The sequence below is a fragment of the Achromobacter sp. ES-001 genome (genome assembly GCF_019448355.1).
Classification (GTDB): Bacteria; Pseudomonadota; Gammaproteobacteria; order Burkholderiales; family Burkholderiaceae_B; genus Achromobacter; species Achromobacter spanius_B.
On sequence record NZ_CP079940.1, the window covers coordinates 3,371,831 to 3,385,315 of the forward strand.

At 66.6% G+C, this 13,485-nt stretch carries 14 protein-coding genes; 1 reads left to right on the forward strand and 13 read right to left on the reverse strand.

Going from position 1 to position 13,485, the window contains the following annotated elements:
- Positions 1-12: 12 nt before the first annotated feature.
- From metC to pcp, 11 genes are all read right to left on the reverse strand, one after another.
- A complete protein-coding gene (gene metC / locus KYT87_RS15140) occupies positions 13-1,227 on the reverse strand; it encodes a cystathionine beta-lyase (protein ID WP_219990242.1) in 1,215 nt (404 codons plus the stop codon).
- Positions 1,228-1,292: 65 nt separating this feature from the next.
- Complete coding sequence (locus KYT87_RS15145; protein WP_219990243.1) at positions 1,293-2,123, reverse strand: amino acid ABC transporter ATP-binding protein; 831 nt, start codon at positions 2,121-2,123, stop codon at positions 1,293-1,295.
- Positions 2,110-2,976: an amino acid ABC transporter permease gene (locus tag KYT87_RS15150; RefSeq protein ID WP_219990244.1), complete on the reverse strand. Its 867-nt coding sequence runs from the start codon at positions 2,974-2,976 to the stop codon at positions 2,110-2,112. The genes KYT87_RS15145 and KYT87_RS15150 overlap by 14 nt, the downstream gene beginning before the upstream one ends.
- The gene (locus KYT87_RS15155) at positions 2,966-3,703 is read right to left on the reverse strand and encodes an amino acid ABC transporter permease (protein WP_046807695.1); all 738 of its coding nucleotides are present in this window, start codon (positions 3,701-3,703) and stop codon (positions 2,966-2,968) included. The genes KYT87_RS15150 and KYT87_RS15155 overlap by 11 nt, the downstream gene beginning before the upstream one ends.
- On the reverse strand, positions 3,700-4,947 hold the full coding sequence (locus tag KYT87_RS15160) for an aminotransferase class I/II-fold pyridoxal phosphate-dependent enzyme (RefSeq protein WP_219990245.1): 1,248 nt from the start codon (positions 4,945-4,947) through the stop codon (positions 3,700-3,702). The genes KYT87_RS15155 and KYT87_RS15160 overlap by 4 nt, the downstream gene beginning before the upstream one ends.
- 73 nt (positions 4,948-5,020) lie before the next feature.
- Positions 5,021-5,872 (reverse strand): transporter substrate-binding domain-containing protein, encoded by an 852-nt coding sequence (locus KYT87_RS15165; protein ID WP_219992679.1) that lies wholly within the window; start codon positions 5,870-5,872, stop codon positions 5,021-5,023.
- A 157-nt stretch (positions 5,873-6,029) separates the two neighbouring features.
- A complete protein-coding gene (locus KYT87_RS15170; protein WP_219990246.1) occupies positions 6,030-6,893 on the reverse strand; it encodes a transporter substrate-binding domain-containing protein in 864 nt (287 codons plus the stop codon).
- Positions 6,894-7,227: 334 nt separating this feature from the next.
- Positions 7,228-8,247 (reverse strand): tripartite tricarboxylate transporter substrate binding protein, encoded by a 1,020-nt coding sequence (locus tag KYT87_RS15175; RefSeq protein ID WP_219990247.1) that lies wholly within the window; start codon positions 8,245-8,247, stop codon positions 7,228-7,230.
- Entirely contained in the window at positions 8,244-9,173 is a 930-nt protein-coding gene (locus tag KYT87_RS15180; protein WP_219990248.1) for a TauD/TfdA family dioxygenase, read from the reverse strand. The genes KYT87_RS15175 and KYT87_RS15180 overlap by 4 nt, the downstream gene beginning before the upstream one ends.
- A gap of 88 nt (positions 9,174-9,261) precedes the next feature.
- Entirely contained in the window at positions 9,262-10,164 is a 903-nt protein-coding gene (locus KYT87_RS15185) for an alpha/beta fold hydrolase (protein ID WP_219990249.1), read from the reverse strand.
- A 15-nt stretch (positions 10,165-10,179) separates the two neighbouring features.
- Positions 10,180-10,827, reverse strand: coding sequence for a pyroglutamyl-peptidase I (pcp, locus tag KYT87_RS15190; protein WP_219990250.1), 648 nt, complete (start codon positions 10,825-10,827; stop codon positions 10,180-10,182).
- 91 nt (positions 10,828-10,918) lie between these two features.
- Between pcp and KYT87_RS15195 the strand changes: the two genes are divergently transcribed.
- Entirely contained in the window at positions 10,919-11,845 is a 927-nt protein-coding gene (locus KYT87_RS15195; protein WP_219990251.1) for a LysR family transcriptional regulator, read from the forward strand.
- A gap of 14 nt (positions 11,846-11,859) precedes the next feature.
- Here KYT87_RS15195 and KYT87_RS15200 read toward each other — a convergent pair whose 3' ends face one another.
- Both KYT87_RS15200 and KYT87_RS15205 read right to left on the reverse strand, forming a co-directional pair.
- Entirely contained in the window at positions 11,860-12,537 is a 678-nt protein-coding gene (locus KYT87_RS15200) for a hypothetical protein (RefSeq protein WP_219990252.1), read from the reverse strand.
- A gap of 1 nt (position 12,538) precedes the next feature.
- Positions 12,539-13,399: a hypothetical protein gene (locus tag KYT87_RS15205; protein ID WP_255593176.1), complete on the reverse strand. Its 861-nt coding sequence runs from the start codon at positions 13,397-13,399 to the stop codon at positions 12,539-12,541.
- Between the last annotated feature and the right edge of the window lie 86 nt (positions 13,400-13,485).

A 13,485-nucleotide genomic window follows, 5' to 3' on the forward strand; every position in this document is an offset into this window, starting at 1 on the left:
TTGCAGCCCGCCTCAGGCGCTGCGTCGCAACGCCTCGCGCGTGCTGCTGAACGCACGTTCCAGGTCGCCGATCAAATCTTGCGGATTCTCCAGACCGATGTGCAGCCGCACCACGGACTGCTGCCCAGGGACCTGCTTCCACAGGCTATGTTCCGCCAGCCGCTGCGGCGCGGCTTCCAGCGCCAGGCTTTCATAACCGCCCCAGGACGCGCCGATCGAAAAGTACTGCAACGCGTCGATGAAGCGCGATGCCGCCGTCGGGTCCGGGTGATCGAAGGCAAAAGACACCAAGCCGCTTGCACCGCTGAAGTCTCGCCGCCACAGCGCGTGGCCGGAGTCTTCGGGCAAGGCCGGATGAAACACGCGCGACACGTCCGGATGCGTGGCCAGGTACTGCGCCACGGCCAGCGCATTGACCTGATGGCGTGCCAGGCGCACGTCCAGCGTGCGCAGCCCACGCAGCGTCAGATAGGCGTCGTCCGCGCCCACCGACAAGCCCAGCGCGTCGTAAGTCGCGCCAATCCGTTGCGCCAGTTCGGCGCTGTCCACGGTGACCACGCCCATCATCACATCCGAATGGCCGGCCAGGTATTTGGTGGCGGCCTGGATGGAGATGTGCGCGCCCAGCGCCAACGGCTGGTAGTACAGGCCGCCGCTCCAGGTGTTGTCGGCCGCCACCCACAGGCCATGACGGCGCGCGGTGGCTGCCAGCGCGGGCAGGTCCAGCACCTCGAACAGCAGCGAGCTGGGCGACTCCAGATACAACAGCCGCGTGCTGGGCCGGATCAACGGTTCCAGCGCATCTTGCCCCGGTGAAAAATATTCCACTTCGATGCCATAGCGCGCAAGCAAGGACTTGTCGACCTTGCGCACCGGCGAATACACGCTATCGGCCACCAGCGCGTGATCGCCCGGCGCAAGCGTCGCCAGCAGCACCAACGTGATCGCGGCCAGGCCGGACGGCGCCAGCACCGTTCGATAGCCGCCTTCCAGCAAGGCCACCGCCTCTTCCAGCGCCTGGTGCGTGTCCAGGCCGTGGCGCCCGTACGTGGCAACGCGGTCACCCGCCGCGCGTTGCTGGTTAAGCGCGGCCTGCGTGGCGGTGTCGGCAAAACGCACGGTGCTGGTGCGCACGACAGGCACGTTGACCGGGCCCGCTCCCTGCGTCAATGCGGGGGAGCCGGCGTGTACCAGCCGGGTTTGGACGTGGGCGTGATCCAGGCTCATGCGCGCACCTCTTGGTGGCCTGCCGACATTGCGGATGGGAAAGTCATGATCAGATTCCTTGTGGGTTACACCGCCAGGCGCAGCGGGTCGAAAGACAGCGCGTTCGCGATCGGATCCGACGTGGACCGGCGGGCGGGCGAGGCGCCCAGCGAACGCTGCAAGAAGGCGCGGGTACGGTCGCTGTCAGGCGCGCCGAAGAGGCGCGACGGCGGGCCGGATTCCACGATGCGGCCCGCTTCGGTGAAGTACACGGTGTCGCTCACCTCTTGCGCAAAACGCATTTCATGGGTGACCAGCACGCAGGTCATGCCGTCCTGGACCAGATCGCGAATCACGGTCAGCACTTCGCCGACCATTTCGGGGTCCAGCGCCGAGGTCACCTCGTCGAACAAAATCAACTCAGGTTGCAGCGCCAGCGCGCGCGCGATGGCCACCCGCTGTTGCTGGCCGCCCGAGAGTTCGCCGGGATACGCGCCTTCCTTGTGTTCCATGCGCACCTTGGCCAGCAGTTCACGCGCGCGGGCCTCGGCCTGCACGCGCGGCAGCCCGGCCACCTTCACGGGTGAGATCACCAGGTTTTCCAACACGCTGAGGTGCGGGAACAGGTTGTATTGCTGGAACACGAAACCCACGCGCTTTCTCAAGGCGATGAAGTCGGCTTCTGTTTTCAGCCCGTCCACGCGCACGCCACCCACCTGGATCGCGCCGCGTTGCGCACGCAACAGGCCGGTGATGCAACGCAGGATGGTGGACTTGCCCGACCCAGACGGGCCGATGATCGACACCGCCTGCCCTTGCTTGACTTCAAGGTCGATGCCGCGCAGCACTTCGGTATCGCCAAACGCCAGGTGCACGTCGCGCAGGCTGACCAGCGGATTCAGTTCAATGATGTTCATGGCGTCGTTCCAGGTACCGCGTCCAACGCGCGATGGGATAGCAATAGGCGAAAAACAGCGCCAATAGCGTGAAATAGACAAGAATGGTGAAGTCGCTGCGCGCCACCGTGTTGCTGGCGACGGTGGCGGTATCCACCAGGTCGTGCACGCCTACCAAGGACGCCAGCGAGGTGCTCATCGTGATGCTGGCCATCAGATTCATCCACGACGGCAACATGCGCCGCACGCACTGCGGCAATACCACCATGCGGAAAATCTGCGTCCGCTTGAACGCCAGCGACTGCGCCGCTTCCCACTGCGCGCTGGGTATCGACTGGATGGCGCCCCGGAAGATCTCGGCCACATTGGCGCTGGCGGGCAGCCCCAGGCCGATCACCACCTTGATCCAATCGGGGAACGGCACATACCAGCCGCCCAGGTTCAGTTCGAACGGAAACACGTAGGTGGTGAAATACACCAGCACCAGAATCGGCGCATTGCGAAAAAGCAGAACGTAAGCGCGCGTGGCCCGGCGCAACAGCCATGAGGGCGACAGCGACAGCGCGCCGATCACCAGCCCCACCAGCGTGCCCAGCGCCATCGCCAGCAGACTGATCTGGATGTTCATCGCCAGCCCACGCAGCAAGGCGGGCGACCAGTGCCATAACGCCGCCACGGCTTCGGGCGTGGTGCCGGTGACGGCCCAGGTCAAGCCCAGCGCGACCAGGGCCAACAACAGCAAAAACCACGGGTCGCGCAACAACGCGGGCAACAACGCCGGCAAAAACCCGGCGGTGGCCCGACGGCGGCGTTGCTGTCCGTCGACGCCGGGCGCTTTGGCATCGGCGCCCTTGAACGCAAGATCATTGGCCATAGCCGGGCATCCTCAGGCGGTCTTCCAGACGACGGCCCGCCACGCTGACCAGCCAGGTCAACAAGCCGAAGTACAGCAGGATCAGCAGCAGCAGTTCCAGCACGTTGTCTCGATGCGACCAGATCATGATCGATTCGTACGTCACGTCACCCACCGCGATGGCCGACGCGATGGCGGTCATTTTCACCAGGTCCACCAGGTTGTTGACCAGCGCCGGCAAGGCAAAGCGCACGGCCAGCGGCAGTTGCACCTGCGTCAGGATCTGGCGCCTTGTAAACGCCAGCGACCGCGCGGCCTCCATCGTCACCGACGGCACGGCCTGGATGCCGGCGCGCAGCGCTTCCGCATGGAACACGCCCTTGTGCAGCGCCACCACGATCACCACCCAGGCGAACGGCGTGATGGGATTGCCGCCGCCCAGCTTCTGCGTGATCAGCATGTTCAACACCAGGAACGCGCAATACAACTGCACCAGCGTGGGGGTGTTGCGCGTGAGTTCAACGAAGGCCTGCAAGGGCGCCGCCAACCATCGGCGGCCGCTGGTCAGCCCCGCTGCGATCAGCACGCCGAACAACAGGCTGACGGGGATGGTCCATGCGCACAGTTGCAGCGTCACCAACAGGCCATGCCCGAACGCCGAGAGCTCGCCCGGGTCCTGCACAAAGCTGTAGTTCAGGCCCAGCGGCTTGAAGACATCAACCCACGCTTGCAACAGCTTTTCCATCATGCGGCGGCCTCCAGCGATGCCTGCGGCGCCAACGTCGCGACGGCCTGGCCGATACGTTCGATGGCCGCGTTGATATCGGCGTCGGACGCCGCGAATGACAGCCGCAAATACGGCGACAAGCCATAGGCGCTGCCCTGCACCACGGCCACGCCCGCCGACTCCAACAGCCAGTCGACCACGTCACCGTCGTGCTCGATGCGGCGCCCGTCCGGCCGCACCGCGCCAATCAGGCCCGCCACGCCGACCCATGCAAAGAACGAGCCGTGCGGCGCGTGCACCCGCAAGCCCGGCACCGCACCCAAGCCACCCACCACGCGCTGCGCACGCGCGGCGTACGCGTGCCTGGCGTTTATCACAAAGCCGTCCGCCGCCCCTTGCAACGCAGCCAGCGCCGCCGCCTGCCCCAACGAGCTGGCGCCGGACGACACCTGCGACTGCACGGCTTCCAGTGCATGAATCAACGGCCTGGGCCCCGTGCCCCAACCAATGCGCCAGCCTGTCATGGCATACGCCTTGGACACGCCGTTGACCACCAGCGTGCGGCCGGCAAGATCAGGCGCCACGCGCAGCAGGGACACGGGCGGCTGCAAATACCAGATCGCTTCGTACATCTCGTCCCACAGCACCAGCACATGCGGCGCGTCGCGCAGCACGGCGGCCAGCGCGGCCAGCTCGTCAGCGGTATAGACCGCGCCCGAGGGGTTGCCGGGAGAATTCAGGATCAGCCATTTGGTGCGCGGCGTAATCGCTTGCCGCAAGCTCTGCGGCGTCAGCTTGAAACCCTGTTCGGCGCGCGTGGGCACCACCACCGGCTGGCCGCCGTTGATGCGCACCGCGTCCGGGAACGTGGGCCAGTACGGGGCCGGCACAATCACCTCGTCGCCCTCGTCCAGCGTGGCGTTCAGCGCCAGGTAGATCACCTGCTTGCCGCCATTGGACACGATGACGTTGGAGGCGTCCACGTCCACGTCGTCTCGCTGGCGGTAGCCTTGCGCCACGGCGCGGCGCAAGGCCGCCGTGCCCGCGGTGGGTGTGTACTTGGTCTGGCCCTGTTCCAGCGCGACGCGAGCCGCCTGCTTGATGGCGTCGGGCGTGTCGAAATCGGGTTCACCCGAGGTCAGCACGATGATGGAACGGCCCTCGGCCGCCAACCGCGCCGCGCGGGCGCCGGCGGCGGCAATGGGAGACAGCTGGGCGCCGCGGGCGCGGCGCGACAAGGCGTCGGGGAACAGGTTCGTGGTCATGTCACTTCCTTTGCGGTCGGAGGATCCGAAGGCGTCAAGCGTTGGGGGCACTGCTTACCGTCCTGGCAGAGCGTCACGGCTTGGCGTTGGCTTCGGGCGGCGCGCTGTCGAATTGGCCGGCATGCGCCCGGGCGGTGGCCTGCTTCAGGTAATCGGCCGGTACGCCATAGCGTTCGGCCGCCTGCACCAGCAAGCCCGTGGTCAACCAGTCGCGGATCACGCCGTCCACCAAGGCGCGCGTGTCGGCCTCGTTGCGGCGCGTCCAGATCACCGTGGGCGATGGAATCAATTGATCCTGCGTCGCCAGTTCAAAGTCGTTCCATTGCGCTGCGCTGGGTCCGTGCAGCGTTTCATAAAGCGCCGGTTGGATGTGCACCGACGCGTCGCAGCTGCCGCCCTTTAACGCCAGCAACGATTCCGGAATATTGCGCAGGCCCTTTACCACCGCGCCATAGGTGTCCTGCAAGGGCTTGGCGAAGTTGCTGCCTTGCGACACGCACGCCACCTTGCCCTTCAGGTCTTCCCAGCGCTTGATGCCGCTTTTCTTGGACACCATGGCCGCCCCGCCCACCAGGTTGTAGGGCGTGGGCGCGTAGCTCAGGATTTCGCTGCGTTCCTGGGTCCATTGGATGTTGGCGATCAGCAGATCCACCTTGCCGGCTTGCAGGAACTGCACGCGCGTGGACGCGGTGACCGGCACCGTCTCCAGCGTGACGCCCAGGCGCTTGGCGATGTCCGCGCCCAGGTCCGCCTGAAAGCCGCCGACCTTGCCGGTGGCCGGGTCCAGCAGGCCGAACGGCGGGCTGGCGCCGTCCACCCCCACCACGAGCTTGCCGCGCTGCTTGATCTTGTCCAGCGTGGCGTCGGCGTGCGCGATGCCGGCCGTGCCCAAGGTCGCCAAGCCCGCGACCAGCGCGACCGCCATGGCGGCGCGTGGCCGCAGCGCGAGCGGTTTGCCGGCATCACCGTTGGTGAGCACACGGGGATACTTCGCCGAACCCGCGTTGCCTGAATTGTTCCTGCCCGAATTGCTCATGCCCAGATGCTTCATCTTCGTATGTCCGATCCGTATTCAGGCGCGCTCAGCCGCCCTGCTTGGCTTTGGCGTGCAGTTCCTGCAACAAGGGTTGGGCGGGCTCGATGCCAAGCCGCTTTTCGGTGGCAATCAGCCAACCCGTGCGGTGCCAGTCCTGCACCACCTTGTCGACGGCGGCAATCGTGTCGGCTTCGCCCTTGCGCGTCCACACCACGGAATTGGCGGGCAGCACCTCGGTCGCGATGGGCGCGTGGTAGTCGGCCCATTCCGGGTTGTTGCGCAGCAGCGGATGGATCAAGGTGGAGTCGTGGACGGCCGCCACGCACTGGCCGCCGCGCAGCGCCAGCAGCGAATCGGAAGAGCTCTTGTAGCCCTTGACCACCGCGCCATAGTCCGACGACAAGGGCTTGGCGAAGCTGCTGCCTTGCGACACGCACACCGGCTTGCCGCGCAGGTCTTCCCATTTGGCGATGCCGCTGGTCTTTAGCGTGGCCGCCGCGCCGCCCACGCGAAAGAACGGCGTAGGGGCATAGCCCAGGATCTCGGCGCGTTCTGGGTTCAGCTCCATCGAGGCGATCAGCAGATCCACCTTGCCCGAAATCAGGAATTGCGCGCGGGTCGCGGTTTGCACCTGCACCAGTTCGGCTTTCACGCCCAGGCCCTTGGCAAGCTCACGCGCCAGCTCGGGGTTCCAGCCCACCAGCTGCTGCGTGGCCGGGTCCAGCGAGCCGAACACGCCGCCGTTGGCCAGCACGCCGATGGTGACCGTGCCGCGCTGCTTGATCTTGTCCAGCGTGGCGTCGGCGTGGGCCGCACCGGCGGCAAGCGCCAGCGCCAGGGTAAGGGTGAGGCTGATGTAGCCGCCGGCGATGCCGACGGCCTGGTGGGGGGCTGCTTTGCGTATCGTCATGTTGTTGTCTTGTCGGTTGATGTGAACGTGCGTCCATGCTGCGGGCGCCAGGCCGGCAAGACAAAGAAGACTTTCAGATATCAATATGCGGAAGGTCCGGGCGGGGACGGCATCCGGGCGGCGGCATCCGTGCGACGGCGTCCGGGCGACGGCGTCCGTGCGGCGGCATCCGGGCGACGGCGTCCGTGCGACGGCGTCCGTGCGACGGCGTCCGTGCGACGGCGTCCGTGCGACGGCGTCCGTGCGACGGCGTCCGTGCGACGGCGTCCGTGCGACGGCGTCCGTGCGACGGCGTCCGTGCGACGGCGCGGCCGTGCGACGGCGCGGCCGTGCGCTACTTCAGCTTCACGTCCGCCGACGCGATGATGCGGCGGTAAGTGGCGATGTCGTCGCGCACCGTCTGGTCCACCGCTTCGGGCGCCGTCGCGGCGATGGTGAAGCCCAGGTTTTCCAGCAACGCCGCCGTATCGGGCTCGCGCAGCACCGCCACGACGTCGCGGTTGATCCGGTCGACCACCGCGCGCGGCGTGGATGCCGGCACGGACAAGCCCTGCCAGCTTTCCACCGCGTAGTCGGGCAGCCCCGCCTCTGGCATGGTGGGCACGTCGGGCAACGCGCCAGAGCGCGTCGGCGTGGTCACGGCCAGCGCCACCAGCTTGCCGCTGCGCACGTTTTCCGTGGCGGCGGCCAAGGTGATCAACATCGCGTCCACGTGCCCGCCCAAGACGTCCAGCGTGGCCGGGCCGCCGCCGGGGTAAGGGATTTGATTCGTCTTCGCGCCCATGCGCTCGTTCAAGAGTTCCACCGCCAGGTGCTGCAAGCTGCCCGTGCCGCCAGGCAAGGCCAGCGAAATCTCGCCGGGCCGTTGCTTGACCAGCGCCACGAACTCCTGAAAGGTCTTCACGCCCAGGCCGGGGCGAACCACCAGCAGCTGCGGGTTCACCACGGCCTTGGTCACGCCCTGCAAGTCCTTGACCGGGTCGTACGGCACGCTGGCCTGCAAGGCATTGAGCGACAAGGCGTCGCCGGCCAATAGCAGCGTGTAGCCATCGCCGCGAGCATGCGCCACGGCCGCGTTGCCGATGGCGCTGCTGGCGCCCGGCTGGTTTTCGACGACGACGCTCTGGCGCCATTTCTCGCCCAGCTTTTGCGCCAGGGTGCGCGCCAGCTTGTCGGCGCTGCCGCCCGCCGCAACCGGCACCACAATCTTGACGGGTCGGTTCGGGTAGCGGTTGGCGTCTTCCGAGGCCACCGGCGCCGACCCGGCAAAATTGCTCAACAGGCCGGCGCCCACCACCACGCCCGCCGCCAGACCCAGCCCCAAGCGCCATGCGGATTTGCGTTTGCTGCTCATGCCGTGGCTCCCGAGTCCGCGCCGAACGCGCTGAACGGCTTGCCCAGCACGGCCGTTGAATGCCGGCCGTCCACCCCCACGGGCACGTCGCCCTCCAGCGTGATGCGGTACAGCACGCGCTCGGTGTCCAGATAAGCAAAGTCACCCGGCCCCTGGTGGGCCGTCGCACGGTTGTCCCAGAACGCGATGCTGCCGGGCTCCCAACGGAAGCGCGCGGTGTATTCGGGCCGAGTGATTTCTTCAAAGAACAGGTTCAGCAGATGGCGGCTTTCCTCTTCATTGACGTCCTTGATCCGCCGCGTGAAGCCGGGGTTCACGAACAGCGCGCGCTCGCCCGTCTCGGGCAACACGCGCACCACGGGGTGTTCGGACACCAGCGGGCTGGCCTGCACCCGTTGGGCATAGACGGTCTGGTTGTCGAAGTCGCCGTTGGTGCCGCCAAACTGGTGGCGTGCCCACAGGCCGTCTGCCAGCGCGCGCAACGCGGGCGATAAATGCTCGTAAGCCGCCACCAGATTGGTGAAGATCGTGTCGCCGCCATACGCAGGCACTTGCCGGCCCGCGCGCAGGATGGACCCGGCGGGCGGATTGACCACGCCCGTTACGTCGGTGTGCCAGCGTTCACCGCGCCGCCCGGTAGTGGACCGCGATGAAATCGTGCGGATCTGGGGATAGCCTTCGGGTGGATTCGCGTCGTACGGATGCGCCGACGTCGGGCGTCCAAAACGCCGCGCAAAAGCCAGGTGCTGGGCGTGGTCGATGTGTTGGTCGCGAAAGAAAACAACCTTCCAGCGCAGCAGCGCCGCGCGGATCTGCTCGACCTCGTCTTCGGTCAGCGCTTGCGTCAGGTCCACGCCGTGAATCTCGGCGCCCGTAAAAACCGACAGCGGCCGGAAGTCCAGCCGCGTGTGTTCCAGTGTGCTCATTTGCCGCCCCTGTGTGTTTGCAAAAATTCAGGATAGGGGCGGCGCCGGCGCGCAACAAATACCGATACGCAATGTGAAAATAGCCCGGCTAGGCGCGCTTGTCCGTCAAGAACGCCAACATGCGCCGCGCCAATTCTCGCGGTTGTTCCTCGGGCAGATAGTGGCCGCAATCGGCCAACACGCCGCCGTGAAGATCGCGTGCCAGGGGCCGCAGCGCTTGGTGCAGGCCGGGCGCGCTGCCCTGTTCTCCGCCCAGCGCCAGCACCGGCACGGTCAACGGCGTATCGCGCAGCGCGCGGTTCTGCTCGCGGTCTTCCGGTTCAGCGCGGTAGTAGCCCAGCATGCCGCGCAAGCCCCCCAAGGTCTGGTACACGCGTTCGTATTCATCGATGTCGGCACGGCTGAACACGCCCGGCTTGTTGGCCGTCTTGCGTGAGAAGAACCATTCGATCAGGATGCGCTCGCGCCCGGCCAGCAAGGCTTCGGGCAAGTCGGGAACGCTGTTGAACAGGAAGTGCCAGCTGCGCCAGTTATCCGCGCCAAGCTCGATGGCGGGCGGCAGAGTGACGCCAGGAATGTTCGCGTCCAACAGCACCACTTGATCGACCTCGTGCGCATAGCGCGCGGCGTAGGGGTACGCGATCCACGCGCCGATATCGTGGCCCGCCAGCGCATAGCGCGTCAGGCCCATCGCGTGGAACAAGGCATGCAGGCGTTCGCCGGCGGTGCGCGTGTCGTAGCCATCCAGCGGCTTGTCGGAGTCTCCCTGCCCAGGCAGGTCAACGGCAAACACGCGAAAGTGCGGCGCCAGCAGCGGCATCACGCGCCGCCACGCGTACCAGCTTTGCGGAAAGCCCGCCAACAAGATCAGCGCGGGCCCCGTGCCCCCTTCCACCACGTGGTATCCCAAGCCGTCCACCACCACGCGGCGATGCTGGAACGGCGTGCCGTCCAGCGCAAAGGTGTCGGCGTTTGCCAATGTTGTGTTCATGTTGATGTCCGTCGGTTAGTGCAGCGCGCCCGCGCCCAGCTTGATGTCTTGCGACACCGCCAGCGTCGTGGCCACCATGATCTTGACGCCTTGCACCAGCACGTCCAGCGCCAGGCTGGGCGCGCCGGGATGGCGCGTGGCCATCTCGGGCAGGTAAGGCACGTGCACGAAGCCACCGCGCAACGCGGGCCGCTGCGTGGCGATCAGATGCGCCAGGCCGTAGAAGATGGTGTTGCAGTTGTAGGTGCCCGCCGTGGACGACACCGAAGCGGGAATGCCGGCCGCGCGCAGGTCGCGGACGATGGCCTTGATGGGCAAGGTGGAAAAATAGGCCGCCGGGCCGCCCGCCACGATGGGCTCGTCGACGGGCTGGAGTCCCTCGTTGTCGGGAATGCGCGCATCGATCACGTTGATCGCCACGCGCTCGACCGACACGTCCACGCGACCGCCCGCCTGCCCCAGGCAGATCACCACGTCCGGCTGCACGTCATCGATTGCCTGGCGCAAGCGATCCACCACCTTGCCGATGACGCAGGGCAGTTGGCGCGCAACCAAGTGCGCGCCCGCCACGGCCTGCCCGTCCAGGCGGCGCGCGGCCTCCCACGAGGGGTTAAGCGTTTCGCCATCGAACGGTTCAATGCCGGTAATCAATACGGTTGCCATGCCTGCTTCCTTTGTGTGTCCATGCGGACCATGGTAGATGCGACAGCGCCAATTGTTGAAATCGATATCCGCTATACGTACTATTGACCGCATGAATCTATCTGCCGTGGACTTGAACCTGTTGGTGGCTTTTGAAGCCCTGTACGAAACGCGCAACGTGACGTTGGCCGGGCAGCGCATTCACCGGGCGCAGCCTTCGGTAAGCAGCGCGCTGGGCCGGTTGCGGCGCCTGTTCAACGACGAACTGTTCGTACGCACCGCCGACGGCATGCAGCCCACGGACCACGCTATCGCGCTGATGCCCGCCGTAAGCAGCGCGCTGGATCAGATCCGGCGCGCGCTGGCCCAAGGGGTGGGGTTTGACCCGGGTGCGGCGCACGGGCGGCGTTTTACGCTGGCCGCCAGCGACTATGCCGACGTGGTGCTCGTGCCGCACATCGTGGCGCGCCTGCGCCGTGAAGCGCCCGCGGCGGACTTGCGCGTCGCCCGCCTGGACCGCGCCGCCATTTACGAACAACTGGATAACGGCACCGTCGACATCGCCATCGGCGGCCACCTGAGCCCGCCCAAGCGCATGCGCGCCACGCGGCTATACGAAGAAACCTTCATCTGCATTGCCGATAAACAGCATGCCGGCCTGCGTGGCCGCAAGCTGACCCTGGAACGCTACGTCGCCTTGCCACACGCGCTGTTCGTGCCCAGCAACGATGGTTCCGCGCGCGGGGTGGTGGACGCCGGCCTGGCACGTCTGGGCCGCAAGCGCCGCGTCGCGTGCACGTTTGCACACATCGTCGCCCTGCCCCACGCCGTGGCCGGTACGGACTTGATCGCCACATTGGCGCGCCGCGCGGCGCAGCGCCTGGCGGGGCAAAGCCTCAGCCTGCGGCCCTTGCCGCCGGAAGTGGACCCCGGCCCATTTGCCGTCGACATGATCAGCAGCCGGCGCGCGCCGACGGACGCGGCGCTGGCCTGGCTGCAAGGGTTGATCGAACGGGCGGTGAAAGACATGGGCGGCTGACCGCCCGGCCCGCATCAACGGACCAACATGGATTCCACGTCGGCGCCGAACGCGCAATAGCCCGGGTAGCCGGGCCGCGCGTCGCAGGCCATCAAGCAAGCGGGTTTGCCGTCGGGCAATCTGGCCGACACCGACATGCCGAAACCATAGGTGGGCGTGGTCACGTCGAACGTGCTGTCGCACACCGCCTTGGCGCTGTAGGCAAACGTCATGCCCTCTTGGCGGCCATTGATGGCGAAAGACACCTGGAAGCTGTTGTAGCTGTTCCAGCCGGCGCGGGGCAGCACGACAAAGCGGTACAGCGTGGCATTACGCCGTTCGCCGAAGATCTTTAATTTGGCCGACGTGGTGCGCGTGGCGGGCGACGGATACGGCAAGGCCAGCAAGGCGCGCGGGTCGCCCACCACGCCCAGGTCAAAGCCTATGCCCTTTTGATAGAACGGCACGTCCAGGCTGGGGCCGCCGGAATATTCCACGTGCGGCGGCGGCCCCGCCCGGGTGTCTTGCTTCGGGTCGAAATCGGGCGCGCGCGCGAACGTCACGTCCAGCGTCAGGACGACATCCTTGGGGTTGGCGTCTTCGGTGCGCACGTGCTCTTCATAGAGGGCGGCACTGCCCGCGCATCCCGCCAACAGCGATACCGCAAGCAGGCCCACGCCTTGCAGCAGCAATCGCTTTGCAACGTGCGTCATGTCAATGCTCCCGCGCGGTCAGTGCGGGCAGGGGCGCGGACGTCAGGTCCAGCCCCGTGAACTGCCAGCCGTCCTTGCCCTGTCGCCATGCAAAATGCCGATTGATCCATGCCGCCTTCAGGTTGTTGTATAGCCGCCGTTGGTCGATGCGCTGGCCGGCGTCCAGGGCCTTTTTGGCCGCTTGCGAACTTTCTTCCCACAGACCGGCGAACGCTTTGGCCTGCCGGTCCTTGGTGAACGGCACGCTGGCATAGGGGCCGTCGTCGATGCGCGCCAGCCGGATCTGGTTATCCAACAGCAACGCGCCCTGTCTGTTGTCCGGCGACACCGACACCAACAGCGGCATCGCATGGACGTACTCCTTCGGGCGCTTGTGCTCGAACCACAGCACCTGCCCGGTCGAGGTCACCAGCGCACGCGAGCCCGCCGTGAAGAGCAGCACGTCTTGCCGGCCGGGCTGCGCCAGGCCCATGTCCGGGTCGCGCAGGTCCACCGTGGGACTGAGCACGCGCGCCAGCGGCGTGCCGTTTTGCACGGCGATCAAGATCGTGCCCACGCCCATGAAGTCGTTGGACACCGCCAGCAGCATGGGCTGGCCGCCCTGCGTGGGCCCCAGCGGCTTGACGTGCACGAACTCGTAGGCGTTCAAGGGCCGGTAGATCTTGCCGCGATACAGGATCGTTCGCAGGTGGGATTTTGGATAGCCTTGTAGCGCGAAATCGCCGCCGATGGGCTCAACGGTTTTCAGATGGTCGGTGTTGGCCGCGGCCGGTTGCGCTTGCACGACGCCGGGCACGATGGCGGACATCACGGCGGACATCGCCACACAGCAGGCAAGCGCGCGGCGACGCCAGAGTTTCAAACGAGGCCACGCCAGTACGCAGGAACAACGGAACACAGCGGCAGTGCGGACGAAGCCGCGCAAAAGTCAGGGTGCCGGCATTCTAG